This window comes from Streptosporangium sandarakinum, assembly GCF_013409935.1.
Classification (GTDB): Bacteria; Actinomycetota; Actinomycetes; order Streptosporangiales; family Streptosporangiaceae; genus Streptosporangium; species Streptosporangium nondiastaticum.
In genome coordinates this window covers 933,322-960,068 of sequence record NZ_JACCCO010000002.1, presented here as the reverse complement: position 1 = coordinate 960,068, position 26,747 = coordinate 933,322, and the positions used below count along the sequence as shown (strand labels likewise).

The window sequence follows — 26,747 nt, the reverse complement described above, 5'->3', positions numbered from 1 at the left end:
ATGTCTGAGATTCTCGTTCTCGTCGAGCACGTCGAGGGCCAGGTCAAGAAGGTCACGCTCGAACTGCTGACGCTCGCCCGCAAGCTGGGCGCGCCGTCGGCCGTCTGGGCCGGTCCCGGATACACCGCCGAGGCCCAGGCCCGGCTGGCCGAGCACGGCGCCGAGAAGGTCTACGTCGCCGACTCGGCCGACATCGCCGACCACGTCGTCGCGCCCAAGGCCGAGCTGCTGGCCCAGCTCGCCACGGAGAAGTCCGCCGCCGCGGTGCTCGTCGCCGCCACGGCCGAGGCCAAGGAGATCGCGGCCCGCCTGGCGATCAAGCTCGACGCCGGCATCCTCACCGACGTCGTCGGGATCCAGGACGGCATGGTCGCCGAGCACTCGATCTTCGGTGGCGGCGTCAACGTCCGGGCCCGGGTGACCAAGGGCCTCCCGATCATCGCCGTCCGCCCCAACTCCACGCCGGTCGAGGCCGCCGCGGGCGCGGGCGCCGAGGAGCGGGTCTCGGTGGCCGTCTCCGACGCCGCCAAGGCCGTCCGGGTCGTCGAGCGCGTCAAGGAGGAGAAGGGGGCCCGTCCGGAGCTCACCGAGGCCGCGATCGTGGTCTCCGGCGGGCGCGGCGTGGGCTCGGCCGAGAACTTCTCGATCATCGAGAAGCTCGCCGACTCCCTCGGCGCGGCGGTCGGCGCCTCCCGCGCCGCCACCGACGCCGGCTGGTACCCCCACCAGTTCCAGGTCGGCCAGACCGGCAAGACCGTCTCGCCGCAGCTCTACATCGCCGCGGGCATCTCCGGCGCCATCCAGCACCGGGCCGGCATGCAGACCGCCAAGACGATCGTCGCGATCAACAAGGACCCCGAGGCGCCGATCTTCGAGCTGGCCGACTTCGGTGTCGTGGGCGACCTGCACCAGGTCGTCCCGCAGCTGACCGAGGAGATCGCCAAGCGCAAGTGACGCGCGGCCCGCGAGGCGGGCACGGAACCCGAGAAGGCGCCGCACACGTGTGCGGCGCCTTCTCGCGTCCCCGGGGCCGCGTCCTCAGGCGACTCTGACGGTGTGCGGGCCGACGCTGATCGTCACGTCGACATGCCCGCCCAGCGCGGCCGCGTAGGCCCGGAGGGTCTCCAGCTCCATGGTGTCGATGTCGCCGTTCTCGATCTGGGACACCCGCGACTGGGAGATGCCGAGGGCGGCGGCGACCTCGACCTGGGTCTTGCCCAGCGCCTTGCGCAGCTCCTTCAGGCGATGACCGGCCACGTACGCGTTCAGCGCGGCTTCGGCGGTCGCCTGCCGTTCCGCATCGGCCAGCTCGGGGTGCAGCCGGTGAGCCTCGGCCTTGACCTCCTGCCAGCGGCGTGCAGGGCTCATGGCGTCTCCTCCCTCTTCTCCGCGCGGTACTCCACATACCGGGACTTGGCCAGGGGGATCACTTCGTCGTACCACCGCGACCACCTGCCCGCCTTGTCCCCGGCGACAAGGAAGATCGCCTTCCTGCCGGGATCGAAGATGAAGATGATTCAAATCTCCGACCGCCCTCGTGAGCCTGGGCGAAGCTCCTTGAGGCTGTTCAGATCGTCATCCACCAACGTGTCCACCAAAGGCCGCCCGAGGGTGGGGCCGATCTCTGCCAACCGGTCGATCACCTTCTCGACGAGGGCTGCCGAGTCCGGATCGCTCTCACACAACTTGAGGAACCACGACTCCACCGGTTCCAGTAGGACGATCTCCCAGGTCATGCCAGAAATATAACGCTTAACTCATATCTTGTCCGAAGCTTCGGCGATATGGAAGGGCCCTGCCTGACTTTCCTGAGGGTTGGGGCCGCCGTCCCGTACGGCGAGGCGTGCGGGACGGCGGCCGGCGCGGTGGACGGGTCAGGCGGCCATGGAGAGTTCGCGGTCGGGGGTCTCGGCCGGGGCGGCGGGGACCCGCGTGCCGGCGCGCGGCAGGAACCGCGCGGCCACGGCGATCAGCAGGCCCAGCACCACGGCGATGCCGAGCGCGGTCCGCAGCGTGGCGACGTCGGAGATGAAACCGATGACGACCGGGCCGAGCAGCAGCCCCGCGTACCCCATCGCGCCGGTCTGGGCGATGGCCGGGCCGGGGTTGGCGACGGCGCCGCCCGCCAGGGACAGGGCCACCGGGGAGATCGTCGCCACGCCGATGCCCACGAGGAACATGGTGGCGATGGCGACCACGGCCGTCGAGGCGGTGAGGACGACTGCGAACATCGCGGCGGTCACCAGCCCGGAGGCCATGATCATGCCGCGGGCGCCGAAGCGGACCCGGACCCGGTCGCCGCCCAGGCGGCCGAGCAGCATGCCGGCCTCCAGCACGGGGTAGCCCAGCGCGGCGAGCGCCTCGGGGGCGCCGACCACGTCGCGCAGGTACAGGCCGTTCCAGTCGGCGACCGTGCCCTCCACCATGAAGGCGCAGAACGCGATCGCGCCGAGCAGGTAGACCACCGGCGGCATCCGGTGACGCGTCCCGGCCTGGCCGTCCTCGGCGGTGACCGGGTCGGGCAGGTAGGTGCGGCTGATGGCGACCAGCAGGGGCAGCGAGACCAGGGCGATGAGGGCCAGGTGCGCCGTGGACGACAGTCCCGCGGCGATGGCCGCGGTGCCGAGCAGGCCCGCGGAGATCGCCCCCACGCACCAGCCGGCGTGCATGCCGTTCATCAGCGGACGGCCGTAGGCGCGCTCGACGGCCGAGCCCTGCGCGTTCATCGCGACGTCCACGGAGCCGAACGCCATGCCGAAGAGCCCGGCGGTCACCAGCAGCAGGGGGTACGTCGGCGCGAACGCCAGCAGGGCGAGGGTCGCCGCGCAGAGGGGAGCGCCGATCCGCAGCACGCTCCGGCTGCCGAAGCGGGTCATCACCCGGCGCATGGACTGCATGGTGACGAGGGCGCCCAGCCCCCACACCAGCAGCGTCACGCCGACCGACGCCTCGGACAGGCCGAGTTTGTCGGACAGCGCGGGGATGCGCACGGTCATCGATCCGCACATCAGTCCGGCGAGCACGAAGGTGAGAACGGCACCGGTACGGGCCGTCCTCAGGGCGCGGGTCATCACAGGCTCCTTACATGAATGTCGTTGAACGTCGTCGATCGGCACGCGCGGGCGGGCCGCCTCCGCGCGGGCGGAGACGACCGCGGGCGCGATCGGTGTGTGTGGGGTGTGCGCAGGGGCCGCGGGAGCGGGTCGCTCAGGCGGGCAGCAGCGCCAGCAGGCGCCGTTTCAGCTCGTCGTAGCGCTCGTCGTCGTACAGGGCCGGGTCGTGGCTGACCACGTCCCACAGCCCCTCGCAGGCGAGCCGTACGATCTGCGCGGCGACCGGGTCGGGCTCGTCGTCCAGCCCTTCGCGGTGCCATCTGGCCATCGCCTCGCGCAACGGGGCGAGGAGGAGGAGGTTGCCGGACGCGCCGGTGACCACGGCCCAGCGCCGCAGCCTGCCGGTCCGCACGGCCTCGAACGTGGCGGCCAGGTAGTTCTTGGTGTAGGTGTCGTGGCCCTGGGCGGCGACGAGCTGGTCGAAGTCCTCGATGAGGCGCTCTACCATGCCTTTGATCAGGGCTTCTTTGGAGTTGAAGTGGTAGAGCAGGCCGCCCTTGCTGCATCCGGCCCGCTCCGCGACGGCGGCCAGGGTCAGGGCCCCGGCGCCCTGGTCGCCGAGGAGGTCCTCCGCCGCGTCCAGTAGCTCTTCCCGTCGCATGACACTTACTGTACCGTCCGGACGGTTCAGTCGGCAAACGTGGCAGTTGTGACGCGCGTGACATTCGTGGCGGCCATGGTGACCACGGTGGCCGCCGGGGCAGCGGGGACCGCGGCGACGGCACCCGTCCGGGCGCGGATACGCTTGGGAGGGCCGGAGAAAAGGGGCCGGGGAAGGGAACGGTCGTGGAGTCTGCCTATCTCGATCATGCGGCGACCACGCCGATGCTGCCCGAGGCGATCGAGGCGATGACCGCCCAGCTCGGTGTGGTCGGCAACGCCTCGTCACTGCACACCGCGGGCCGCCGGGCCCGCCGGGTCGTGGAGGAGGCGCGGGAGAACATCGCGGACGCGCTGGACGCCCGGCCGAGCGAGGTGGTCTTCACCTCCGGCGGCACCGAGGCCGACAACCTGGCCGTCAAGGGCCTCTACTGGGCTCGCCGCGCCAGGGGCGCGACCCGGATCCTGATGAGCGCGGCCGAGCACCACGCCGCCCTCGACCCCGCGCACTGGCTGGGCGACCACCAGGACGCGAAGGTGGAGCTGCTGGAGGTGGACGAGCTCGGCCGGGTGCACCCGCAGACCCTCCGCGACGCCGTCGAGCGCGACCCGGAGAGCGTCGCCCTGGTGAGCGTGATGTGGGCCAACAACGAGGTCGGCACCATCCAGCCGGTCCGCGTGCTCGCCGCCATCGCCCACGACCACGGCATCCCCTTCCACACCGACGCGGTGCAGGCCGTCGGCCAGCTCCCGGTCGCGTTCGCCGCCTCCGGCGTGGATGCCATGACCGTCTCCGGCCACAAGGTCGGCGGCCCGATCGGCGCCGGCGCGCTGCTGCTGGCCCGCGGCGTCGACCCGGTGCCGGTGCTGCACGGCGGCGGCCAGGAGCGCGACGTGCGCTCCGGCACGCTCGACGCCCCGGCGATCGCCGGGTTCGCCGCGGCCGTGCGGACCGCGGTGGACCGTCAGGCCGAGACCGCGGCCCGGCTGACCGCGCTCCGCGACGATCTGATCGGCCGGGTCCGCGAGGCCGTCCCCGACGTGATCCTCAACGGCGACCCGGTGAACCGGCTGCCCGGCAACGCGCACTTCTCCTTCCCCGGGTGCGAGGGCGACGCGCTGCTGATGCTCCTGGACGCCAAGGGCGTGGAGTGCTCGACCGGCTCGGCGTGCTCGGCCGGGGTGGCGCAGCCCTCCCACGTCCTGCTCGCCATGGGCGCCGACGCGGTCCGGGCGCGCGGCTCGCTCCGTTTCTCCCTGGGCCACACCTCGACCCGGGACGACGTGGACCGGGTGGCGGCCGTCATCGGCACGGTCGTCGAACGCGCCCGCCGGGCCGGCCTGAGCTGATCCGCGCCGCCGCCGGGCCGGGGGCGGGGCGCCGCGCGGCCGTACGGCGGTCGCCCGTGTGCCGGGGACCCGTGTGCCGGGGAACGGCGCGGCCCGGACTGACGGCGTGCCCCGCCGCGCGGGTACGCTCAAGGGGTTATGACACTTCGCGTGCTTGCCGCCATGTCCGGCGGCGTCGACTCCGCCGTGGCCGCCGCCCGCATCGCCGAGGCCGGCCATGACGTCACCGGCGTGCATCTGGCGCTCTCGGCCAACCCGCAGTCCTACCGGACCGGCGCCCGCGGCTGCTGCACGATCGAGGACTCCCGCGACGCCCGCCGGGCCGCGGACGTCATCGGCATCCCCTTCTACATCTGGGACATGGCCGAACGCTTCCACCGCGACGTGGTGGAGGACTTCGTCAGCGAGTACGCCGCCGGCCGCACGCCCAACCCGTGCCTGCGGTGCAACGAGAAGATCAAGTTCGAGGCGGTCCTCACCCGGGCCCTCGCCCTCGGCTTCGACGCGGTGGCCACCGGCCACCACGCCCGGCTCGTCGACGGTGTGCTGAGCCGCAGCCCCGACGCGGCCAAGGACCAGTCCTACGTCCTCGGGGTGCTCACCAGGGAGCAGCTCGGGCACGCGATCTTCCCGCTGGGCGACTCCACCAAGGCGCAGGTCCGCGAGGAGGCCGCCCGGCGCGGGCTCACCGTGGCCGACAAGCCCGACAGCCACGACATCTGCTTCATCGCCGACGGCGACACCCGGCGCTTCCTCGCCGACCGCCTCGGCGCGGCCCCCGGCCCGATCGTCGACGTCTCCGGCGAGGTCGTCGGCACCCACGAGGGGGCGTACGGCTTCACCGTCGGCCAGCGCAAGGGCCTGCGCGTCGACCGCCCGGCCCCCGACGGCCGGCCGCGCTACGTGCTGTCCATCGAGCCGGTCTCCAACACCGTCACGGTCGGTCCCCGCTCCGCCCTGGAGGTCACCACCATCGTGGCCGCCCGGCCGGTGTGGAACGGCCCGGTGGCCGAGCCGCGCGAGCCGCTGGCCTGCACCGTCCAGCTCCGCGCGCACGGCGAGGTGTACGGCTGCCGCGCCCAGCTCTCCGGCGACGAGGTGCACATCACGCTCGACGCCCCGGCCACCGGGGTCGCGGCGGGCCAGGCCGCGGTGCTCTACCTGGACGACACCGTGATCGGCTCGGCCACCATCGTCACCGCCGCCTAGCCGTCCGCCGGTCAGCCGCCTGGGAGGTCGGCCGTGTCCGGCGGCCCCTGCCGCCCGGGGCGGGGCCGCGCCCGGCGGCGCGACGGACCCGTGTCTACGGCAGGTCGACGGACTCGCCCGGCTTGAGGCGGCGGATGTCGGCCTTCTGCTGCTCGCCCTCCCGCTCGAGCCAGCCGTCGATCAGGCCGAGCCCGGCGTCGTTGAGCAGTCCGTCATGGGTGGAGAAGGCGCGGGCCGGGCGGACCCGGCGCAGATACTCCACCATCTCCGCCATCTTCATCCAGGGCGCGTTGGTCGGCACCAGGAGGGTGGGGACCTCCGTCCCGGGCGGGGTGAACGCGTCACCCGGGTAGAAGACCTCCTCGTCCACCAGGAACCCGGTGTTCCGCACGGCCGGGATGTCGGGGTGGTTGGGAGCGTGCCACTCGCCGACCACCTTCACCCCGAAACCGGCCGTGTCGAACGTGTCGCCGTGCCGTACGGTCCGGATCTCGGCGGGGAGGCCGGTCAGCGTGGCGGCCACCGCCTCGTTCGTCCAGATCTCCAGCGACGGGTCGGCCTCGGCGGCCCGGCGCAGCCGTTCGACGTCGACGTGGTCGAAGTGCTCGTGGGTGATGAGCACGGTGCGCGCCCCCTCCAGCGCGGACTCCTCGCTGAAGGCGCCCGGGTCGATCACCAGGGTCGAGCCGTCCTTCTCCAGGCGGACGCACGCGTGTCCGAACTTCGTCAGCTTCATCGTCACAGCCTAGTCACGGGGTTCGGGACACGACCGGCCCGCCCGGCGGCCACCGGCTCCCGGGTCCGCGCCGGGTGCCGAGGGCCGGGCGGGGCGCCGGTCCGGGCGCGCCGGAGGCGGCGGGGTCAGTAGCCGACGTAGCCGCTGCCGGTCTTGCTGCCGACCACGCCGGGCACGTTGGAGACCGAACCGTACCGGCTGATGGCGTAGCGGACCCCGGCGATGATGTTGTCCACCGGGTTGTAGATGTCGCCGTGGCCCGGCAGCTTGTAGGCGTTGAAGGTCGGGTCGATGGTCTGCATCAGGCCCTTGGAGGGATGCCCCGCGGCCGCGTTGGAGTCCCAGTTGTTGATCGCGTGCGGGTTCCCGCCCGACTCGTGCTGGATGATCATCCAGATGTCGTTGGGGTTCATCTTCTCGACCGGGACACCCCGCTCCTTGAGGATCTCGATCGCCTGCTCGATCCACTCCTTGACCTTGCCGCTGGGGGCGGGGCCGCCGCCGGGCGGGGGCGGGCCGCTGGGCCCGTAACCGCCGAAACCGCCTCCCGATCCGTTGCCCCCGGATCCGTTGCCGCCGGGTGCGCCGCCTCCGGGGCCGCCGCCCCCGTTCGGCCCTCCCGCGGGCTGGTAGCCGATGGTCCGCTCCCAGTTCACGGTGTGGCCGGCCCCGGGCACGAACGGCTGGTCACCGGGGTCGCCGATCCCGGTGAAGGTGAGATCCCGTTCGCCGAGATACTTGCCGATATCCTTCATGGCCTTGGTCACGGCGTCGTCGGCCGCGTCGAGGTGGGGCTTCGCGGCGGTGGCGGCCGAGGAGGCCAGCCGCGAGATGCCCGCCGAGGTGTCCTGGGAGGTGTCCCCGCGGTTGGTCCTGCGGTAGGTGTCCACGTCGTTCAGGAGCGTGTCGGCGATCCTGCCGATCTTCGCCTTCGCGTCCTCCAGCGCCGTGGCGGCGTCGTCCAGGGAGTTCGCGCAGTTCGAGACGGCGAGTTCCAGGTCCTCTCCCGCCCTGCCGTACTTGCTCATGTAGGCGGCGAAGTCGTCGGCGGAGCCGCCCTGCCAGGCGTCGTCCACGTTCTGTACGGCGGAGCCGAGGCCGCCGAGGTGCTCGTTCACCTTTCCGGCGGTGCCGCGCCAGCGCTTGGCCACGGCGCGGATCGCCTCGGGGTTGCCGCTGACCTTGTCCAGGTAGTCGGCCAGCGGGCCGCCGCCGGGGAGCTGGCGGATCTGCTCGGAGCCCATCAGTCGCCGCCTCCGGCCCGGTTCGCGCCGCGCACGTTGTCCTGCACCTGGTCGAGGGCCCGCTCCACGAGCCGGAGCTTCTTGGCGACGCGGCCGAGCTGGTCGTCGAGCGTCTTCTCGACCGTGTCGAGGGCCGTGGCGAGCCCGGAGGAGTCGGTCAGCCTGCCGAAGGCGGAGGAGTCGGCCGCCTTGGCCGGATACTGGCCGCCGAGCTCCTCGAACTTCCCGGCCAGCGTTTTCGCGGTCGTACGGCACTGATCGAGTACTTGGAAATGGATGTCGACACCCGCCACCGAGCCCGGCCTCCTCCCGTGTAGGCGCAAAGCCACCGAAGGCCGATCATAAAGGACATGGATCTTCGCGGGGCGGTGTCCCGGGAAGCCTTGCCCGGCCGGACGCCGCCGCCCGGGTTCCGGCAGGATGGATCCCGTCACGGTTTCGTTCCCGGTTCGTCGATGAGGACCCCGTATGAGTGAGAACGCGATCTCGATCGCGCGAGTGTTCGACGGCGTCGAGCCCGGCAGCGGGCGGCCGTTCTTCGACCCCGGTCACCCCCGGGCGGAGGATCCCGCCGAGCGGGAGCGGCTGGCGGCCTACCTCGACGGGGGCCGGGTGATCGCACACGAGCCGGGCCGCGACCCCGACCGGGTCGACTCCTCGCGCGGGGAGACGGTGCCGCGCGACGTCCGCACGGACGGGCGCTGGGTCTGGACGGACGCGGTCACCTACTACCTGCGGGAACACGGCCTGCTGCCCGACCCCGGGCTGTGCGGGCACGCCGCCGCCCACGGGTACCGCTGCCCCGAGGTCGGCGACGCCGAGGCGGACCGCGCGCTGCGTGCCCTGGGACCTTCCTCGGTGCCCCTGCTCACGGTCGTCCCGGACGACGCCGGGGCCGGCGCGCCCGAGTCCATCGTGCTGGAGACGTCCGCGGGGAGCCTGAGCGTCTCGCCCGACATCACCCCCGAGGAGTTCGCCATCCTCGATGAGATGCGGCGGGCCACCGCCGAGCGGGACGGGGACTCCTGACCGCTCCACGGCCCGCCCGGCCCCGCCCCGGTCCTGCCCCCCGGTCCCGCTCGGCGTCCCCGCCGTCCACGCGGGAGGTCGGACCAGAGGTATGCCAGATTCATTGGATCTCGCCAGACTGTGAATAGTATGTCTGGTTCTGTTGGGTTTCTTGTGACGTATGGTTTCCCTGACGCCGGGAGGTGAAGACGATGAGCGACGAGTTCCGCAGGACCATGGAAGAGCTGGCCGAGGAGTACAACCGGCAGGCGGAGCAGCTCCGCGAGACGTACGGCAGGCTCAACGAGCTGAACGTGACCGCGCGGTCCGACGACGGAATGGTGTCGGTGACGGTCGGACCGCGGGGCCAGGTGCGGGACCTCACGCTCGACCCCCGCGTCTACCGCAAGCTTTCCCCCTCCGAGCTGGCTCGGGCGATCATGGAGCAGATCGGCGCGGCGACGGGTGAGGTGGCCGATCAGACGAAGGAGCTGATGGCTCCGTTCCTGCCGGAGGGCCTGCCGTACGAGGAGGTCTTCGGCGAGGGCGCGAGCTTCGAGTCGTTCCTGCCCCAGCCGGTGGCGCTGCCGCCGATGGAGCCGGAGGGCCGTGGATGACGGCGTCCGGTGACGGCTACTACGCCGAGTGGGCGGACCTGCGCCGCGAAGCGCTGCAGTACGGCGAGGAGCGCGACTTCCTGCGCGAGCGGCGCGACGAGCTGTGGCAGACGTTCCTGCGGGAGAGCCCCCCGCTGGGGAACGACCAGTACGGCGCGGAGCTGGAGAAGCGGCTGCCCGGCATCAGGGACGCGCTCTTCGCGGCGTTCGACGCGTACATCGACGAGGTCGGAGGCGTCCAGGAGCGGCTGAGGGTGAACGCCGTGACGTACGAGGGGGCCGAAGGAGCGGGAGTGATCCCGTCCTCGCGCAGCGTGTGATCCTCCGTGGGGTTCGACGGTTTCCTCGTGCCCGACTGGGCCAAGCCGTACGTCGGCTGGGCCGTCGGGATGGACTGGCCGGAGGGGGACGAGTCACGGTGCTTCCGGCTCGCCGACGCCTGCGCGGCCACCGCCCGGAGCGTCGCCGGGGAGGGGCCGCTGTCCTCCCAGGGCTCGATGGGGGCCGCGGGCGGCGTGAAATGGGACGGCGAGGCCCTGAAACTCTTCGCCGAGCACGTCAAGAAGGTCTCCGGAGGTAGGCAGGCCGAGCTGGTCGACCGCCTGGTCTCGGCGGCGCTGGAGCTCAACCAGGCCGGGGTGCAGGTCGAGTACACCAAGAAGATGATCGAGGTGTCGGTCTGGTTCCTGATCTTCCAGATCGGCTGGCTGCTGGCGGCCTCGGCAGGCCCGTGGGGCGCGCTGTCACTGGCGCTGATCGGCCCGCGGGTGCAGCTCGCCCGGATGACGATCCAGCAGATCGCCCACCGGCTGCTGATCAACCTCGCCCTGTTCGGCGGGCTGGGCGTCGTCATGGACGCGGGGGTGCAGCTGTCCCAGTCGCGGCGCGACGGCATCGACTGGGAGTCGGTCAAGGCGTCGGGAATGATGGGCGCGCTGAGCGGTCTGTTCCTCACCGCCCTGCCGGCCGGGCTGTCCGGACTGTCGACCGCGAGGCTGCGGGCGGGACTGCGCCGGGCCGAGATGACGGCCTTCGAGAAGTTCCTGGCGGCCTCCACCAGCTCCATGTGGGGCATGATGGCCCAGTCCGGGCTGGCCAACGGCGCGGCCACCGCGATCAGCCTGGCGATGAGCGGCCAGTTCGACTGGGAGATGGTGCTCAAGGGCACCACGGCCGGCGTGATCGGCGGCGCGGACGCGCACTGGGCGGGGCAGCCGACGGTGCGTGGCGCGGGCGGCGACGGAGGAGGGCCCGCCCACGGCGGCGACGGCGGCGGGCCCGCCGCCGGCCCGGCGGGCGGATCTCCCGCCGGAGGTACGGTCCCGCGCGACCCGGGAGGCCCGTCCGGCCCCGGCGGTGCGGCTACGCACGACCCGGGAGGCCCATCAGGTCCCGGGGGTACGGTCCCGCACGACCCGGGAGGCCCGCCGGGTTCCGGCGGTGCGGTTCCGCGCGACCCGGGAGGCCCGTCCGGCCGGGGTGCGGCCGGTGATCTCGGCGCCGTAGGCGCTCACCAGGCCGGTTCCGGCCGTCCCGCGGACTCGGCCACCGTCCTGGCGCAGGCCGTTCCCCCGGCCGTCCTCGGAGCGGACGGCACGGCCTCGCCGCACACCCCGCCGCACACCGCCCCGCAGGCCGTTCCCCCGGTCGCCCTCCGTCCGGACGGCACGGCCCCGCCGCACGCCGCGCCCCCGGCGCCCCTCCCGGCCGCGGCGGCCCCGGCCTTCGCCGCCAAACCCGGGGGCGGGCCCGCCGGGCGGGTGGAGAACGCCGGTCCGGTGTCCGCTGGCACGCCAGGAGAAGGCGGGAGCCCGGCGCATCCGGCCACCGCGACGGGCCGGCCGGGCCAGGCGCACGTGGCGGCGGACGACGCGACAGGGCCGGGCTCCGGCGGCGCCACGCATTCCGGAACCGGTACGGCCACGCATCCCGGAACCGGTACGGCCACGCATCCCGGCGCCGGGGGCGCCACGCATCCCGGGACCGGTACGGCCACGCATCCCGGCGCCGGGGGCGCCACGCATCCCGGGCCCGAGGCCGCCGTTCCCACCGTGCCCGCCCCGCGGGACCCGATCGCCACCGGGGAGAGCGCTCCGGCCGCGCGGCCGGGGGCGGAGAGCATCGACTCGCTGATCAACCACGGGGACGGGCAGGGAACCGCCACCGTCCTCACCGAGCAGCAGGGTCCGCCCGCGCCGCAGCCGTTCCCGGCCGCCGACCCGGAAGCGGTGCGGCCGCCGCGCCCTATCACCCTGCGCGACCACGAGAGCTTCGCCCAGAGCGTGGCCACGGGGATCACCGGCCCCCGGGAGCCGCTCAGGACCGGTGCGGAGAGCCTGCGGGCCGACCGGGTCACCCTGGGCGACGGAACGCGGGCGGTGGACAAGGAGCTGGCCGGCCGGGACGCCCGGGACCGCGAGTACCTCACCTCACGCCTGGGGCAGGCCGTCGGGGCCGACGTGGCCGCCGTGCACATCGCCGGAGAACGGCGCGTCCTCGTCGACTGGGTCGGCGGGGAGCGGGCGGAGGTCCGCCTGAACCCCGACGGGAGCTGGGAGGCGCCGGGTCACCACGGCACGGCGGACGGCATCCTGCTGGGCCTCCTCGACACGCTCACCAGCCATTACGACCGCTTCCGGTTCCCCGACGCCGACCTCGACCTACGGGCGGCGGACATCGACCTGCGGGTGGGGGAGAACGGCGCGCTGAGGGCGTTCGACCACGAGAAGGCGTTCCAGGGCATCCTCCCCGACACCCGCAACCCCTTCGTCCGGCACTTCTTCCGGGAGACGTCCCCGATGAAGGTCGAGTGGGCGGGGAACCCGCTCAGCCGGAGCGACATCGAGGTCCTCCGCGTGCGGATCGACGCGCTGGAGGGCGAATTCCGGGCGCTGGGCCGGGACGACTGGTACGCCAACGCCAAGTTCGCCTTCGACCGGATCGCCGAGCACGCCGAGGGCACGACGCCGCTCCTCGACGCCGCCCGGGAGCCCGCCGGTCCCGGCCGGGCGCCGAGCCGCGCGGACGGCCAGGACGCCTTACCGGGGAGCGAGGAACCGGCGTCCTCCGGCGGGGCGCGGGACAGGACGCCCGAGGGTGAGGCGCGGGACAGGACGCCCGAGGGTGAGGCGCGCGGCGTGACGTCCCGGAACGAGGCGCCGTCACCGGGCGAGGCCGCGGCGCGGTTGATGGATCCCGGTGGGGAGCTGGGCAGGAGCGCGGCGGGCGGGGTGCGCCATACCCGGCTTCTGGACGTCGGTGATGTGCGGGCGGAGATCGTCACGTTCGGTGACGGGCGTACGGCGATGCGGCTGACCGGCCGGGACGCGGAGGCGGCGGAGGCGGCGGCGCTGACCCGGGTCGCGCTGGGGCTGGACGGTCCGGCGGTTCACCGTTCCGGTGACGTCGTCTACCGGGAGTACGGTGACGACGCGCTGCGCAGGAGCATCGAGACGGGCATCCGCGAAACCCGGCTCATCCCCGACGGGAACAGGTTCCGGGAGCTCGTCACCTTCAACGACGGGAGACAGGCGTTCCGCATAGAGCGCAGGACGATCGACGCCGCGGACGCCATCGAGAGGGCGGCGCTGCCCCCCCTGTCCACGGCGGACGCGAGCGGGGGGATCCACCGCGCAAGTGAGACGGTCGTCTACGAGACCCGCGTCAAGGCGGCCGACGATCCGGACGTGAAGCCACTGGTGTGGAGCGAGTCGCCGGGCCACGAGGCCAAGCGGGGCCTGTACGACGTCCTGACGCTGGGCGAGACCTTCAACACGCACACGATGGAGACGAACGCGCACGGCGAGCCCTCGCTGCGCATCGAGCGGAGCTTCGCCGACACGTGGGACAAGAAGCTCCTCGACGGCTTCCTCGACGAGGGCGTCGTCTCCCAGCTCGGCGCCGTCGATTTCGGGTTCCGCCGCAACGGTCTCACCGGGGAGGACGCCGCGGCCGTCGCGGCGCGGCTGGAGGCGCTGCGACCGGAGTTCGAGCGGCGCGGGTGGCAGCGCTGGCACGACGACATGACGGAGCGGTTCGAGCACCTCGGGCGACAGGCCCAGGGAGATCAGCCGTTGCTGACCGGCGCGGACGCCGTCCCGCACGGCCCGGTCCTGCCGGACGCGACGCCGCACGACGGCGCCGCGTCCCCGGTCGTCCGCTCGGCGGACGCGGAGTGGCCGTACGACCCCGCGACCACGCGGCCCGACGAAGCGCTCGAGCGGGTGCTGCGGGACGGTGACCTCCGGTGGCTGAACGAGGCGCTGGCCGATCCGGCGGCCCACCCCGACGACACGACCAGGGCGCGGGCGTACGCGGAGCTGGTCGACGAGGGTCTGGCCGAGCTGCCGCGCAGCCGGGGGACCGTGCAGGTGCGGGTGCCCGTCGACCGGCTTCCCGAGGGGCTGTCCGCCGGTCAGGAGTTCACCGCGCGGGGGTTCCTGGAGGGGGTGGACGATCCCAGGTTCCTGCCGGACATGGATCGCAGCGCGCGGCTGGTCGTCTACGGCGAGCACACGCGGGTGGGCGACCTGTCCGGCAAGCCCCATCAGGTGATGTTCGAGGGGAACAGCCGGTTCAAAGTGCTGGGGGTCCACGAGACCTCCTACGGCGTCAAGGAATATTTCGTGGCCCGCGTCTCCGACGTGGAGGGGGTCCTTCCCGACACCCGGACGGGCGGACTTTCGAAGGCCCCGCCCGAGCTGCCCCCATGGCTCCAGCGGCATTTCGACGAGCACCGCGAGGTGACCGACGCCGGCGTGTGGTACCGCGACCTGAGCGACCCCGAGGACCGGGACCTGGCGGAGAGCGCGCGCGCCGTACGGGGGATGGACGGCCTGTTCTACGTGGACGCCCACGGCGACTCGGACGGGATCTACATCGGCGAGGACGGGCTGAATGCCCGGGAGCTCGCGATGCTGCTGCTCAACGAGCCCGGCCTGCGCCCGGACGACGTCATCTACCTCGGCAACTGCGAGGTCGGCCAGAGGGCCTTCGCCCAGGAGCTGGCCAGGGAGACCGGCCACGTGGTGATCGCCGCCGACTCGATGATGTCCGTCAACCAGTTCGGCGACATGAACCCCGTGACCGATGGGAAGGCCCGCACGACCATGGCCGGTCGCGGGCAGCTGCTGGTCTTCCTGCCCGACGTTCCGGTCCCCCCGGTGGCATGGGAGCGGGTCCAGTCCGGCCTCACCGGCCCGCTGTTCTTCTCCGACGGTCCCGGAGCGCATGGGGACCCGCAGGCCGGGATCAGGGCGGCGGAATCCGCGACCCGCGCGGAGTCCGCGCCCCGTGCGGAGCCCGCGGCCTCTGCGGAGTTCACGACCCGTGCGGAGCCCGTGACCCGCGTGGAGCCCGTGCCTCGTGCGGAGCCCGCGACCTCTGCGGAGCCCGTCGGCCGGGCGGAACCATCGCGTCCGGCGTCTTCGGACGTGCCACCGCCGGCCCGGACGGAGCCGTCTTCCGGCCGCCCGGACCCCGTGGACACGGCGCGGCCGGTCCGGGGCGCAGGGGAGGACGCGACGCCCTCCGGCGAAGCACGGGACAGGGCGTCCGAGGGCGAGATGCGCAACAGGGCGTCCGAGGACGAGGCGCGGGACGCGGCGTCCGCGGACGGGCCAGACGACGCGCCGTTCCGGAGCGGCGCGCCGTCACCGGACGAGGCCGCGGCGCGGTTGATGGATCCCGGTGGGGAGCTGGGTAGGAGCGCGGCGGGCGGGGTGCGTCATTCCCGGTTGCTGGACGCCGGTGAGACGCGGGCGGAGATCGTCACGTTCGGTGACGGGCGTACGGCGATGCGGCTGACCGGCCGGGACGCGGAGACCGCCGAGGCCGCGGCGCTGACCCGGGCCGCGCTGGGCCTGGACGGTCCTGCCGTGCACCGCTCCGGTGACGTCGTCTACCGGGAGTACGGCGACGACGCGCTGCGCAGGAGCATCGAGACGGGCATCCGCAGAACCGAGGTGATACGTACCGGCCCCGGCCGGTCCCTGGAGCTCGTCACCTTCAACGACGGGGTGCAGGCGAGACGGGTGGACTGCGGCAGCATCGCCAAGGCGGATCGGGTGGAGGCGGGTGTCCTGCCGCCTCGGACGGTGGCCGACCCGAACGGGGGGGTCCACCGCGCGAGCGAGACCGTCATCTACCGGAGCCACCTTTCGCGGACCGACGTCGCGGAGCTGCGGCCGCTGGTGCGGGACGAGTCGCACGGCCACGCGGCCAAGCGGGGCCTGTACGACGTCCTGACGCTGGGCGAGACCTTCAACCCGCACCGGACGGGAACGAACGCGTCGGGGGAGCACCTGATCGGCGTCGATCGGGACTTCGCCGGCAGGTGGGGCAAGTCGGCCCTCGACGACCTCCTCCGCCGGCCCACTTCCGCGGGACCCGGAGACTTCGTGTTCCGTCACAACGGCCTGTACTGGACGGACGTCGTGGCCGTCCACGCCCGGCTGGAGGAGCTGCGGCCGGAGTTCGAGCGCCGCGGGTGGCAGCGCTGGCACGACGACATGGTGGAGCGGCTGGAGCTTCTCGGGCGGCACGCCGGGGGAGAGAAGGCGCTGCTGACCGGTCCGGACGCGGTTCCGCACGGCCCGGTCCTGCCCGACACGGCGCCGCACGACGGAGCCGGTGCCCCGGCCGCGCATGACGGGGTCACCGCCCCGGCCGCTGTCGTTCGTCCGGCCGACGCGGGGTGGCCGCGTGATCCGGCCGGTATGCGGCCCCGTCAGGCACTGGTCGAGCTGCTGTGGGAGGGTGATCTTCGGCGGCTGAACGAGGTGCTGGCCGACCCGGCGGCTCATCCCGACGACGTGGCCCGGGCACGGGCGTACGCGGAACTGGTCGGTGCGGGGCTGGTGGAGCTGCCACGCAGCCAGGGGACCGTACAGGTGCGGGTGCCCGTCGACCGGCTTCCCGAGGGGCTGGCCGCCGGTCGGGAGTTCACCGCGCGGGGGATCCTGGAGGGGGTGGACGACCCCCGGTTCCTGCCGGACATGCCGCACAGCGCGCGGCTGATCATTCACGGTGACCACACGCGGGTGGCGGACCTGTCCGGCAGGCCCGGCCACGTGATGATCGAGGGGGACGCCCGGTTCAAGGTGCTGGGGGTCCACGAGACCTCCTACGGCGTCAAGGAATACTTCGTGACGCGGGTCACGGAGGGCACGGAGGGCGGCACGACCGTCCCGAACCGGGACGTCCGGCCCAAGGAGCGCCCCGAGTTGCCGGACAGACTCCAGCGGCACATCACGACGAACCGTGAGGTGACCGATGCCGGAGTGTGGTACCGCACACCCGAGGAGGTCCTGAAGACGGACTTCGCCGCCAGCGTGCGCGCCGTGCGCAAGATGGACGGCGTGTTCTACGTGGACGGCCACGGGAACTCCAGGGGAATTTTCATCGGCGGTGAGCACATCCCCGCCGCGGATCTCGCGGCCATGCTGCTCAACGAGCCCGGCCTGCGTCCGGACGACGTCATCTACCTCGGCGAGTGCAAAGTCGGGGCGGAGCGGTACGCCCAGGAGGTGGCCAACAGGACCGGCCATGTGGTGGTCGCCTCCGAAACGCTGATGCACGTCAGCGACAAGTCGGGTGACATGGTCGCCCTCCGTCCGGATCACTGGCCCGGCACCATGGCGGGCCGCGGGCGGCTGCTGATCTTCCTGCCCGAAGGCCCGGTTCCCCCGGCGGCGTGGGAGGGGATCCGGTCCCTGGCCGAAGCCCCGCCGTCCTTCCCCGACGGTCCCGGCGGGCCAGGAGGGCTCGATGGCACACGACCCGGACCCGGCGGCGAGCACGGCGGCCCGCTGAGCCGGTCCGCCGACGAGCACGGCGCCCTGCGGCACCGGCCGGACGAAGCGCGGGAAACGCCGGGCGCGGGCTCATCAGGTACGCCCGATCCGTCCCACTCGCCGGACGCGCCGGGTCCGTCCCGCGTGCCCGATGAGCCCGCGCCCGGCGCGCCGAACCCTTCCCACTCGCCGGACGCGCCCGCCGTACCGGTCCGGGACGACGGGCTGGCCGCGAGTGTGGCGGGCGGCGTCCGCGAGACCCGCGTCGTCGAGCGCGGCGGCACCCGCGTGGAGATCGTCGCCTTCGAGGACGGCAGGCAGGCGATCCGCCTCACCGGCCGGGACGCGGACGCGGCGGAGATGGCGGCCCTGGTCCGCGGCGCCATGGGGATGGACGGCCCCGCGACGCACCGCGCCGGTGACGTCGTGTACCGGGACTGCGGCAACGAGGCCCTGCGCAGGAGCCTCGCGACCGGGATCCTCCGCTCGGAGCTGTTCGAGAACGCCCAGGGCCGGATGGAGGAGCTGGTCACCTTCAACGACGGCCGGCAGGCCGTCCGCACCGAGTACATCCGCGCCGCCGACGCGGACGGCCACGAGCTGACCGGCCTGCCTCCCCGGTTCACCGGCGCCGCCGACAGCGGGATCCTCCGGGCGGGCGAGACGGTCGTCTACTCCGAGCACCGCGTCTCCACGGGGGATCCGAGGCCGGAGGGGGCCGCCTGGCACGAGTCCCCCGCCGAGCGGACGAGGCGCGGCATGTACACCGTGCTGACCATGGGGGACGGCTTCGCCCGGCATGAGGTGACCGTGGACGCGCACGGCGTGCACCACCTGCGGGTCGGTGAGGAACTGCCCGCGCGGTGGGGCGGTCCGGCCACCCGGGAGTTCCTCGTCGCGCACCGGTCCCCGGAGGCGGCGGAGCCCCCCCGGGTCACGTTCCGGCAGAACAGGCTGAGCCCGGAGGACGCCGCGGCCGTCTCGGCGCGGCTGGAGGCGCTGCGGCCGGAGTTCGCGCGCCGGGGCCGGCTCGACTGGCACGACGGGCTCATGGACCGGCTCGGGCACCTCGCCCGGCACGCGGACGGCGAGCGTCCCGTGCTGGACGGTCTGGACGGTCTGAACGGCCTGAACGGCCACGCGGGGACCGGCGGGCACGCCCCGGAGGCCGGGGACTGGCGCTCGCGCGACCCCCGCGCGGCGCTCTCCGAGCTGCTGACGCACGGCGACCTGCCGGAGGTGCACGACGCGCTGGCCGGCCGGACCGGGGACCCCGGCGACGCCGCACGGGCCGGCGCCTACCTCGACCTGGCGAACGCGGAGCTGGCCGGGCTGCCGCACCGCACAGGGCAGGTCGAGGTGCGCGTCCCGGCCGACCGGCTCCCCGGGGACCTCGCCCCCGGCCGTGAGGTCGCGTTCCGCGGCCTCCTGGAGGGGGTCGACGACCCGCGGTTCCTGGCGGACGCGCCCGGGAGCGTACGGCTGACCATCCGGGGCCACTACGCGAACGTGGGCGACATCTCCGGCAAGCCGCATCACGCGATGTTCGACGCGAACGCGCGGTTCAAGGTGCTCGCGGTCCAGGAGTCCTCCTCGGGGGCGAAGAACTACTTCCTGGCGCAGGTCGGGGAGGCGGCGGACGCGCCCGCGGCACAGGCCGGCGGCGTCCCGCGGCCGAAGCTGACCGGGGAGGCGCTGCGGCACTTCACCGAGCATCGTGAGGCGACCCGGGCGGGGGTGTGGTACCGCGACCCGGACAGCCCGCACGACATGGCGAACGCGGCGGCGTCCCGCGGCGCGCTCCCGGTCGACGGGGCCTTCCCCGTGTTCGCCCACGGCGGCCCGGAGGGCGTGTACATCGGGGGCAGGCTGCTGCCGGCGGAGGAGTTCGCGGCGCTGCTGCTGAACGAGCCCGGCCTTCGCGCCGATGACGTGCTGCTGCTGGCCGACTGCGAGGTGGGGCACGCGACGTCGTCCTACGCCCAGGAGGTGGCCGACCGCACCGGCCGGGTGGTGCTCGCCCCGGACGCGTTCTACGGCGTCACCAAGTACGGCGACGGGTTCGTCGGCTCCATCCAGGAGGCCCCGCACTCCCTCCTCGGGAGGGGCCGGCTCCGCATCTTCCTGCCCGAGGGCCCGGTGCCCCTCACCACGTGGGAGAAGGTCCGGGCGTGGGTCGGGTCGGGACGGCCGGAGGAGCATCCCGAGACCGGCGCCCCGGACACGCGGGACGCCGTCGTGAACGGCGACGCGGCCGGGCGGTCCCGCTTCTCTCCCGACGAGCTGCGGGCCCTGGCCGAGAGCGAGGCCCGCGCGCAGCAGTCGCTCAGCGAGCGGCTGGGCTACCTCGCCCCCACGATCGACTACACCTCCACGCCGATCCACCCCGGGATCGCCGGGGAGTTCAACCGGGCCCTGGATCAACTCGCCCGGCGGTTCTCCGCGGTGATGGCCGAGCTGAACGCCATCGACGTGCGCGACCCCCGGAACAGGTTCGGCGCCGAAGGGACCGAGAACGTCGGAGCGTACTCCGTCATACGGGGGCCCGAGCCCGGCATCCACCTGGACGCGCGCCGACTGGGCGACCCGGAGGCGGTGAGAGCGAGGTTCGAGGCGAACATGCGGGCGGGCTGGCTGTCGCACGGCTGGGGGTCCGCCGCCGCGATCCTCTACCACGAGTTCGGCCACCACCTGCTCGAACGCCTGCCCCACAGCGCCCAGCAGCAGCTCAACCAGGTGGTACGGGAGGTGATCGGGCGGCGGGTGGACGTCACGATGCCCTTCCACCCGGTGACGGCCGAGCAGGTGAAGGCGGCGCTGTCGAAGTACGGCGCCACCGACCCCGACGAGATGGTGGCCGAGGCGTTCGCCGAGTACATGGCGTCCCCCCGGCCCCGCCCGCTCGCCCTGGCGATCGGCCGCTTCCTGGAGTCCCACTACGCGGGGAACTGACGGGCTCCCGCTCCGGAGACGCCGGCCCGTTCCCCGCGAGGACGCGGGACGGCCCTCAGGAGGCGCCGGCCCGCTCCTCGTACAGGCGCAGGATCTCCTCCTCCCCCTCCTTGAGGAGGAAGCGGATCCCCCCGTCGCCGGGGTAGGGCTCGCGGTGGTCGAACCCACCGAGGAAGACGGCGTCCGGGATCTTCTCCGGGAAGGCGTCGCAGTAGGGCACCCACCGGTCGACCGAGGTCTCCGCCTCGGGGTTGCGTCTCATCCGCAGGCGCGCGCACGCGTCGCAGATGCTCGGATCTCGTATCACGTTCCTCCTCCAGGGCCGTCTTCGCCGGGACGGGACGCCTCCCTGAGCCCTACCCATCGGGGCACCCCTGCCCCGGCCCGGCCGCCGTCCCACCGCGGCCGGGGCCTCCGGAGGCCGCCGTCCCGCGACGGCCGGTCCCCGCCGGGCCGCCTCCCCGGGCCCGGGAAGGCGGCCCGGCGGCCGGGTGTCAGTCCTCCACCGGCTCCTGCGGCGGCAGGAACGCCGTCTGGACCAGCCGCGCGCCGTACTTGCGGTCGACGTAGTAGCCGCGGCCCGGCGGCAGCGGGTGCGGCCGGACGTTGCCGAACAGGAAGCCCTCGTCCTTGTTGCCCGACAGGATGACCGCGGGGCTGGCCATGTCCTTGAGCCGCTGGACGACCGGGTCGAACATCGCCCGCCCCATGCCGCCCATCGCGCGGGACACGACCAGGTGCAACCCGATGTCGCGGGCCTGGGGCAGCAGCTCCGCCAGCGGTTGCAGCGGGTTGGACGAGGTCGCGACGAGATCGTAGTCGTCGACGACGATGTACAGGTCCGAACCCTGCCACCAGCTCCTGCTGCGGAGCTGCTCGGGCGTCAGGTCGGCCGGGGGGAGCCGCTTGAGCAGGGCGGCGCGCGCGTCGCCGATCAGGCCGGCCGCCGCCGCGCTGGAGGCGGCGTAGCCGATGCGGTGCTCGGTGGCGGCCGAGTCCAGCAGGGTCCGCCGGTAGTCGATCACGATCATCATGGCCTCGCGCGGCGTGCGCCGGGCGACCAGGCCCTCGGTGATCAGGCGCAGCAGGTTGGACTTCCCGCTCTCGGTGTCGCCGACCACGATGAAGTGCGGGTCGGTGTCGAAGTCGAGCATGACGGGCGACAGGGTCGCCTCGTCGATGCCGATCGGGATCCGGCCGGGGCCGGTCTCCTCGATGCCGGGCAGGGTCTCGGCCGGCAGCACCGGCGGCAGGAGCCGCACACCGGGGGCCGGGGGCCCCTGCCAGGCCTCCCGGACCGCGTCGACGAGGGCGCGCACGCCCACCGTGAGGTCGTCGGCCTTGCGGACGCCGTCGATCCGCGGCAGCGCCCCCAGGAAGTGCAGGCCCTCCCGGGTGAGGCCGCGTCCCGGGGTCCCCTCGGGCACGGCCAGCGACGCCTTGCGGTTGACCTCCGACTCGTAGGCGTCGCCCAGCTTCAGCTCCACCCGGGTGCCGAACAGGTCGCGGATGCCGGGCCGGAACTCCGACCACTTGTTGGTGGCGGCCACGACGTGGATGCCGTACCCGAGGCCGCGCGCGGCCAGGTCGGTGATGACCGGCTCCAGCGACTCGAAGTCCTGCCGGACGGTCAGCCAGCCGTCCACCACCAGGAAGACGTCGCCGAACCGGTCGCCCTCGATCGCGCCGTCGGCCACCTGCCGCCGGTAGACGGCGATCGAGTCGATGCCCTGCTCGGCGAAGTCGCGTTCCCGCTGCTCCAGCAGGGTGGAGACCTCGGCCACCGTACGGCGGACCCGGTCGGTGTCCAGGCGGGTGGCGACGCCGCCCACGTGGGGCAGGCCCTCCAGCGAGGCGAGCGAGCCGCCGCCGAAGTCCAGGCAGTAGAACTGCACCTCGCGGGGGGTGTGCGTGAGCGCCATGCTGGTGATGAGCGTGCGCAGGATCGTGCTCTTGCCGCTCTGGGTGCCGCCGGCGACGCCGACGTGCCCGGCCGCGCCGGAGACGTCCAGCCAGAACGGGTCGCTGCGCTGCTCGAACGGCTTGTCGATGATGCCGATGACCGCGTGCAGCCGTCCCCGGCCCGCCCATCCGGTGGTGGTCAGGCCCAGCTCGGGCGTGACCGACAGCGGCGGCAGCAGGTGGGCGAGGGTCGGCGCGTCGGCCAGCGGCGGGAGCCAGATCCGGTGGGCGGGCGGCCCCTGGCCCTTCAGCCGGTCGACGACGATGTCCAGCAGGCTGAGGGAGTTGCCCTTGGCGGGGGTGCTCTCCGCCGGGGCCAGCTCCTTCCTGGGGGGTTCGGCCACGACCGGCACCGGCGCGAACTCCGGCCCGTACTCCACGACCTCCCGCACCGGCGCACTGCCGTCCGCGGCCGCCGCGTGGTGCGGGTCGGCCTGGTAGGCGCCCGACACGTAGGCGGCCTTGAACCGGGTCATCCCGGTGGTGTCGAACTTCAGGTAGCCGTTGCCCGGCGCGGGTGGCAGCTCGTAGGCGTCGGCGACGCCCAGCACGACCCGGCTCTCCATCGCGGAGAAGGTCCGCAGGCCCACCCGGTAGGACAGGTGGGTGTCCAGGCCGCGCAGCCGGCCCTCCTCCAGGCGCTGGGAGGCCAGCAGCAGGTGCACGCCGAGCGAGCGGCCGAGCCGGCCGATCATCACGAACAGCTCGATGAACTCCGGTTTGGCCGTCAGCAGCTCGCTGAACTCGTCGATCACGACGAACAGCGTGGGCATCGGGCGCAGGTCGGCGCCCTGCTCGCGGGCGCGCTCGTAGTCGCGCAGGGAGGCGTAGTTGCCGGCCGCGCGCAGCAGCTCCTGGCGGCGGATCATCTCGCCGTGCAGGGCGTCGTACATGCGGTCGACGAGGGGGAGCTCGTCCTCCAGGTTGGTGATGACCGCCGAGACGTGGGAGAGCGTCTCCAGGCCCAGGAAGGTCGCGCCGCCCTTGAAGTCGACCAGGACGAAGTTCAGGATCTCCGAGGAGTGGGTGATCGCCAGGCCGAGGACCAGGGTGCGCAGCAGCTCGCTCTTGCCCGAGCCGGTGGCGCCGATGACCAGGCCGTGCGGCCCCATCCCGCCCTGCGCCGACTCCTTGATGTCCAGCTCGACCAGCCGGCCGTCCACGCCGAGGCCGATCGGCACCCGCAGCCGGTTGCGCCCGGCCCTGGGGCGCCAGGTCACTCCCGCGTCGAGGCGCGTCGGGTCGCCGACGCCGAGCAGGTCGGTCAGCGAGGTGTTGACCGACAGGACGTCCTGGGCCTCGCCGCCCCCCGTGGCGGTGGACGCGCGCAGCGGCGCGAGCTGCCGGGCCAGGCCCTCGGTCCGCAGGAAGTCCAGCCGGTCGGGGTCGCCGAGCCGGGTCGAGCTGCGCTTGCCCGCGTGGTCCACCTTGACCATGTGGAAGCCGTCCGGCTGGACCTCCAGCCGCAGCGTGCTCTTCTCCTCGATCGCCCCCGCCGACCCCGACAGGTCGATCACGGTGACGCCCTGGATGGCGTCGGTGCCGAGCTGGGAGTCGTGCGGCACGTGCCCGCCGTCCAGGATCAGCACGTGGTACGGCAGGGCGTCGGTGGAGGCGCCGGGCCGGAACCGCGCCCGTTCCTTCAGCTCCCCGCCGACGAGCCGGTCGAGCTCGGCGAGGTTCTCGGCCATGAGCCGAACCGGGCCGGCGGCGTCGGTCTCCTCCGGGTGCAGGGCGTGCGGCAGCCACTTGACCCAGTCCCACTGGGCCATCCACTCCTTGCTGGCGCACACCATGATCCGCATGTCGTCGGGGGAGTGGAACACGGTGATCTGCGCGATCATCGCCCGTACCAGCTCCCGCACGGCCACCGGGTCGCCGGTGAGGTTGATCCGGGCGAAGGAGTGCAGGGCCACCGCGACGGGCAGCCCGGCGACCGTCGAGTGCGCCCGGACGAACCTGCGCAGCGCGCCGGAGGTCAGCGCGTCCAGGTCCTCGACCGGCCGGGAGTCCGGCGGGACGAGCTGGACGGCGAGTTTCTGCACGCCGGTGCCGAGCCGTACGGTGCCGAAGTCGTCGTCGCGGGGGCGGCGCTCCCACAGCCGCTGGCTCATCGCGACCCACCACAGCGAGTCGGGGGCGGGGCCGCTCCACTCCAGCGCCTCGCGCTGCTGGATCGCCGCCCGCCGCGCCCGCTTGCGGATCTGCGACAGGTAGCGGAAGTAGTCGCGGCGCAGGCCGTTCAGCCGCTGCCGGCGCTCCCCGGACTGGCGGCCGAGCTGGCCCAGCGTCATGCCGAGCATGGAGACGCCGAACAGGCCGCTGGCCACGTACATGATCGGGTTGGCGTTGCCGCCCGCGGTGAACATCAGGCCCATCGCGGCCGCGCCCGCCACCATCGGCAGGTAGGTCAGCACGGCCGTCATGCCCTGCGACTGCACCTCGGGGATCTCCGGCGGGGATTCGAGCAGGATCTCGCCACGCGGCGGCTTGGGCGGGGGCCGGCGCTCGGGGCGCCGTACGACGACGATGCTCACCCTGCGGTTGCCTTCCTGGTCGTTCCTCGCCGTCCGCGGCGCCGTCCGTCCGGCGCCGTTCGGGTACGGCTATCGCACATGATCCCTCTTCTCACCGCTACGGTATCCGGCATATCCCTGATGTCCGTGATGGATATGGGAAAAGGAGGACAACCGTGAGGTCGCTGGCCCAGCCGCCCGTCCCGGTTCCGGCGCCGCAGGGCGCGCTCGCCCAGTTCGCCGCGCCGCTGCCCGCCCTGTGCCACGTCACGATCGTCGGACCCCGCAAGAAGGCCGACCTGGCGCTGCCCGCCGACATCCCGCTCCCGCACGTGCTGCCCGGCCTGCTGCGGGCGATGGGCGAGATCGGGGGAGAGGCGGCGACGGCCCCCGGGTGGGTGCTCCAGCGCCCCGGCGGACCGCCCCTCGACATCGCCCAGAGCCTGGGGGCGCTGGGCGTGCTCGACGGCGAGGTGCTCTACCTGCGGCCGCGCGAGGCCGCCGCGCCCCCCGCCATGTTCGACGACGTGGCCGACGTGGTCGCCACCGGCGTCAGGGAGAGCGCCGGCAACTGGACCTCCTCGCACACCCGCCTGGTCGGCATGGGCTCGGCCATGGCCCTGCTGGCCGCCGGGGCGGTGACGCTGGTGTTCGCCGGGCCGCCGTGGACGGCCTCCGCCGTGGTCGCCGGGGTGATCGCCCTGCTGCTGGTCGTGGCCGGGGCCCTGGTGTCACGGGTGGTGGGCGACTCCTTCGCGGGCGCGCTGGTCGGCCACGCGGCCCTGCCGTACGGCTTCATCGCCGGGCTGCTGACGCCCGCCGGGAACGGCGGGCTGACCGGACTGGGGGCGGCGCACCTGCTCGCCGCGTTCGCCACCGTCGGCCTCGTGGCGACGGTCGCCGTGATCGCCATCGCCGACGGCGTGCAGGGGTTCCTCGGCACGGCGATCGCCGCGATGGCCGGGGCGGTGAGCTCCGGCGTCGTGATGGTGTCCGGCGCCTCCCCGGCCGGGGTCGCCGCGGTCACGCTCACGGTCCTGCTGGCGTTCAGTTCCCTGATCCCGACGGTGTCGTTCCGGGCCGCCGGGATGCCGATGCCCTCGATGCCCACCAACGCCGAGGAACTGCGCGGCGACAACCAGCGGGTCGACGGGCCGTCGGTCCGGGAGCGCACACTCCGGGCGCAGGCCTACGCCACCGGCATGGTCGCCGGGCTCGGGATGGTCGCCCTGGGGACGGAGCTCTACCTGGCGCTGGAGGACGACTGGGTCGCCATGGCGGCGACGGTGACGCTGGCGCTGACCCTGCTGCTGCGCTCGCGCGTCTTCCGCGGGTTCGGCCAGCGGCTCTGGCTGGTCGCGGCGGGCCTCGCCGGGCTCGTCCTCTTCGCGCTCGCCCGGGTGGCGGGCGCGGGCGGGGTGGCGGCGATCATCGCGGTGATGGGGCTGATGTGCGCGGCGGCGGTCGCGGCGGGGATGGGGCTGTGGCTGCGCCACGGCAAGCCGTCCCCGTTCTGGGGCCGGGCCGGGGACATCCTGGAGATCCTGTTGATCATCACGCTTTTCCCCCTGGCCCTCGGCGTGCTGGACGTCTACTCCTGGGTGCGCGGCCTGGCCGGCTGAACCGGGGCCGGGTCCGACGGAATGT

Annotated in this window: 18 protein-coding genes; 8 read left to right on the top strand and 10 right to left on the bottom strand. The window is 73.5% G+C overall.

From position 1 onward, the window contains the following. On the top strand, window positions 1-954 hold the full coding sequence (locus tag HDA43_RS22815) for an electron transfer flavoprotein subunit alpha/FixB family protein (protein WP_179824989.1): 954 nt from the start codon (window positions 1-3) through the stop codon (window positions 952-954). Window positions 955-1,038: 84 nt separating this feature from the next. On the opposite strand, the gene relB is transcribed toward HDA43_RS22815, so the two are convergent. The 5 genes from relB to HDA43_RS22795 form a co-directional block, all read right to left on the bottom strand. Beyond that, a complete protein-coding gene (gene relB / locus HDA43_RS22810) occupies window positions 1,039-1,368 on the bottom strand; it encodes a type II toxin-antitoxin system RelB family anti-toxin (RefSeq protein WP_179824987.1) in 330 nt (109 codons plus the stop codon). Further along, window positions 1,365-1,508, bottom strand: a complete 144-nt coding sequence (locus HDA43_RS36480; RefSeq protein ID WP_312873554.1) for a type II toxin-antitoxin system RelE/ParE family toxin — start codon at window positions 1,506-1,508, stop codon at window positions 1,365-1,367. Before HDA43_RS36480 ends, relB begins: the two co-directional genes overlap by 4 nt. Before the next feature lie 9 nt (window positions 1,509-1,517). Further along, window positions 1,518-1,736: a hypothetical protein gene (locus tag HDA43_RS36475; RefSeq protein ID WP_312873497.1), complete on the bottom strand. Its 219-nt coding sequence runs from the start codon at window positions 1,734-1,736 to the stop codon at window positions 1,518-1,520. Between the two features lie 138 nt (window positions 1,737-1,874). Then, window positions 1,875-3,071, bottom strand: coding sequence for an MFS transporter (locus HDA43_RS22800; protein WP_179824985.1), 1,197 nt, complete (start codon window positions 3,069-3,071; stop codon window positions 1,875-1,877). Between the two features lie 136 nt (window positions 3,072-3,207). Then, window positions 3,208-3,714, bottom strand: coding sequence for a TetR/AcrR family transcriptional regulator (locus HDA43_RS22795; protein WP_179824983.1), 507 nt, complete (start codon window positions 3,712-3,714; stop codon window positions 3,208-3,210). 185 nt (window positions 3,715-3,899) lie between these two features. On the opposite strand from HDA43_RS22795, the gene HDA43_RS22790 reads away from it, so the two are divergent. Together HDA43_RS22790 and mnmA are read left to right on the top strand one after the other, a co-directional pair. Next, window positions 3,900-5,063, top strand: coding sequence for a cysteine desulfurase family protein (locus tag HDA43_RS22790; protein WP_179824981.1), 1,164 nt, complete (start codon window positions 3,900-3,902; stop codon window positions 5,061-5,063). Window positions 5,064-5,201: 138 nt separating this feature from the next. After that, window positions 5,202-6,272, top strand: coding sequence for a tRNA 2-thiouridine(34) synthase MnmA (mnmA, locus tag HDA43_RS22785; RefSeq protein ID WP_179824979.1), 1,071 nt, complete (start codon window positions 5,202-5,204; stop codon window positions 6,270-6,272). A gap of 94 nt (window positions 6,273-6,366) precedes the next feature. Here mnmA and HDA43_RS22780 read toward each other — a convergent pair whose 3' ends face one another. The 3 genes from HDA43_RS22780 to HDA43_RS22770 form a co-directional block, all read right to left on the bottom strand. Then, complete coding sequence (locus tag HDA43_RS22780) at window positions 6,367-7,008, bottom strand: MBL fold metallo-hydrolase (protein WP_179824977.1); 642 nt, start codon at window positions 7,006-7,008, stop codon at window positions 6,367-6,369. Window positions 7,009-7,133: 125 nt separating this feature from the next. Beyond that, window positions 7,134-8,252 carry a WXG100 family type VII secretion target gene (locus HDA43_RS22775; protein ID WP_218912369.1) on the bottom strand — a complete coding sequence of 373 codons (1,119 nt, stop codon included), beginning with the start codon at window positions 8,250-8,252 and terminating at the stop codon, window positions 7,134-7,136. After that, the gene (locus HDA43_RS22770; protein ID WP_179824975.1) at window positions 8,252-8,545 is read right to left on the bottom strand and encodes a hypothetical protein; all 294 of its coding nucleotides are present in this window, start codon (window positions 8,543-8,545) and stop codon (window positions 8,252-8,254) included. The genes HDA43_RS22775 and HDA43_RS22770 overlap by 1 nt, the downstream gene beginning before the upstream one ends. Before the next feature lie 175 nt (window positions 8,546-8,720). Between HDA43_RS22770 and HDA43_RS22765 the strand changes: the two genes are divergently transcribed. The 4 genes from HDA43_RS22765 to HDA43_RS22750 all read left to right on the top strand — a co-directional run bounded on the left by HDA43_RS22765 (window position 8,721) and on the right by HDA43_RS22750 (window position 20,622). After that, complete coding sequence (locus tag HDA43_RS22765; protein WP_179824973.1) at window positions 8,721-9,281, top strand: hypothetical protein; 561 nt, start codon at window positions 8,721-8,723, stop codon at window positions 9,279-9,281. Window positions 9,282-9,472: 191 nt separating this feature from the next. After that, window positions 9,473-9,877 (top strand): YbaB/EbfC family nucleoid-associated protein, encoded by a 405-nt coding sequence (locus tag HDA43_RS22760; protein ID WP_179824968.1) that lies wholly within the window; start codon window positions 9,473-9,475, stop codon window positions 9,875-9,877. Further along, window positions 9,874-10,197 (top strand): hypothetical protein, encoded by a 324-nt coding sequence (locus HDA43_RS22755; protein ID WP_179824966.1) that lies wholly within the window; start codon window positions 9,874-9,876, stop codon window positions 10,195-10,197. Before HDA43_RS22760 ends, HDA43_RS22755 begins: the two co-directional genes overlap by 4 nt. A 6-nt stretch (window positions 10,198-10,203) precedes the next feature. Continuing rightward, window positions 10,204-20,622: a DUF8616 domain-containing protein gene (locus tag HDA43_RS22750; RefSeq protein ID WP_179824965.1), complete on the top strand. Its 10,419-nt coding sequence runs from the start codon at window positions 10,204-10,206 to the stop codon at window positions 20,620-20,622. A gap of 55 nt (window positions 20,623-20,677) precedes the next feature. Here HDA43_RS22750 and HDA43_RS22745 read toward each other — a convergent pair whose 3' ends face one another. Together HDA43_RS22745 and eccCa are read right to left on the bottom strand one after the other, a co-directional pair. Then, entirely contained in the window at window positions 20,678-20,929 is a 252-nt protein-coding gene (locus tag HDA43_RS22745; protein WP_179824963.1) for a hypothetical protein, read from the bottom strand. Between the two features lie 187 nt (window positions 20,930-21,116). Then, a complete protein-coding gene (gene eccCa / locus HDA43_RS22740) occupies window positions 21,117-25,121 on the bottom strand; it encodes a type VII secretion protein EccCa (RefSeq protein WP_179824961.1) in 4,005 nt (1,334 codons plus the stop codon). 155 nt (window positions 25,122-25,276) lie between these two features. On the opposite strand from eccCa, the gene eccD reads away from it, so the two are divergent. Next, window positions 25,277-26,722 (top strand): type VII secretion integral membrane protein EccD, encoded by a 1,446-nt coding sequence (gene eccD, locus HDA43_RS22735; RefSeq protein ID WP_179824958.1) that lies wholly within the window; start codon window positions 25,277-25,279, stop codon window positions 26,720-26,722. Window positions 26,723-26,747 lie beyond the last annotated feature (25 nt).

Excerpts from the sequence above, each read along its gene's own strand:
- HDA43_RS22815 (WP_179824989.1), top strand. The coding sequence starts at position 1 with ATGTCTGAGATTCTCGTTCTCGTCGAGCACGTCGAGGGCCAGGTCAAG.
- relB (WP_179824987.1), bottom strand. The coding sequence starts at position 1,368 with ATGAGCCCTGCACGCCGCTGGCAGGAGGTCAAGGCCGAGGCTCACCGG.
- HDA43_RS36475 (WP_312873497.1), bottom strand. The coding sequence starts at position 1,736 with ATGACCTGGGAGATCGTCCTACTGGAACCGGTGGAGTCGTGGTTCCTC.
- HDA43_RS22800 (WP_179824985.1), bottom strand. The coding sequence starts at position 3,071 with ATGACCCGCGCCCTGAGGACGGCCCGTACCGGTGCCGTTCTCACCTTC.
- HDA43_RS22795 (WP_179824983.1), bottom strand. The coding sequence starts at position 3,714 with ATGCGACGGGAAGAGCTACTGGACGCGGCGGAGGACCTCCTCGGCGAC.
- mnmA (WP_179824979.1), top strand. The coding sequence starts at position 5,202 with ATGACACTTCGCGTGCTTGCCGCCATGTCCGGCGGCGTCGACTCCGCC.
- HDA43_RS22780 (WP_179824977.1), bottom strand. The coding sequence starts at position 7,008 with ATGAAGCTGACGAAGTTCGGACACGCGTGCGTCCGCCTGGAGAAGGAC.
- HDA43_RS22775 (WP_218912369.1), bottom strand. The coding sequence starts at position 8,252 with ATGGGCTCCGAGCAGATCCGCCAGCTCCCCGGCGGCGGCCCGCTGGCC.
- HDA43_RS22765 (WP_179824973.1), top strand. The coding sequence starts at position 8,721 with ATGAGTGAGAACGCGATCTCGATCGCGCGAGTGTTCGACGGCGTCGAG.
- HDA43_RS22760 (WP_179824968.1), top strand. The coding sequence starts at position 9,473 with ATGAGCGACGAGTTCCGCAGGACCATGGAAGAGCTGGCCGAGGAGTAC.
- HDA43_RS22755 (WP_179824966.1), top strand. The coding sequence starts at position 9,874 with ATGACGGCGTCCGGTGACGGCTACTACGCCGAGTGGGCGGACCTGCGC.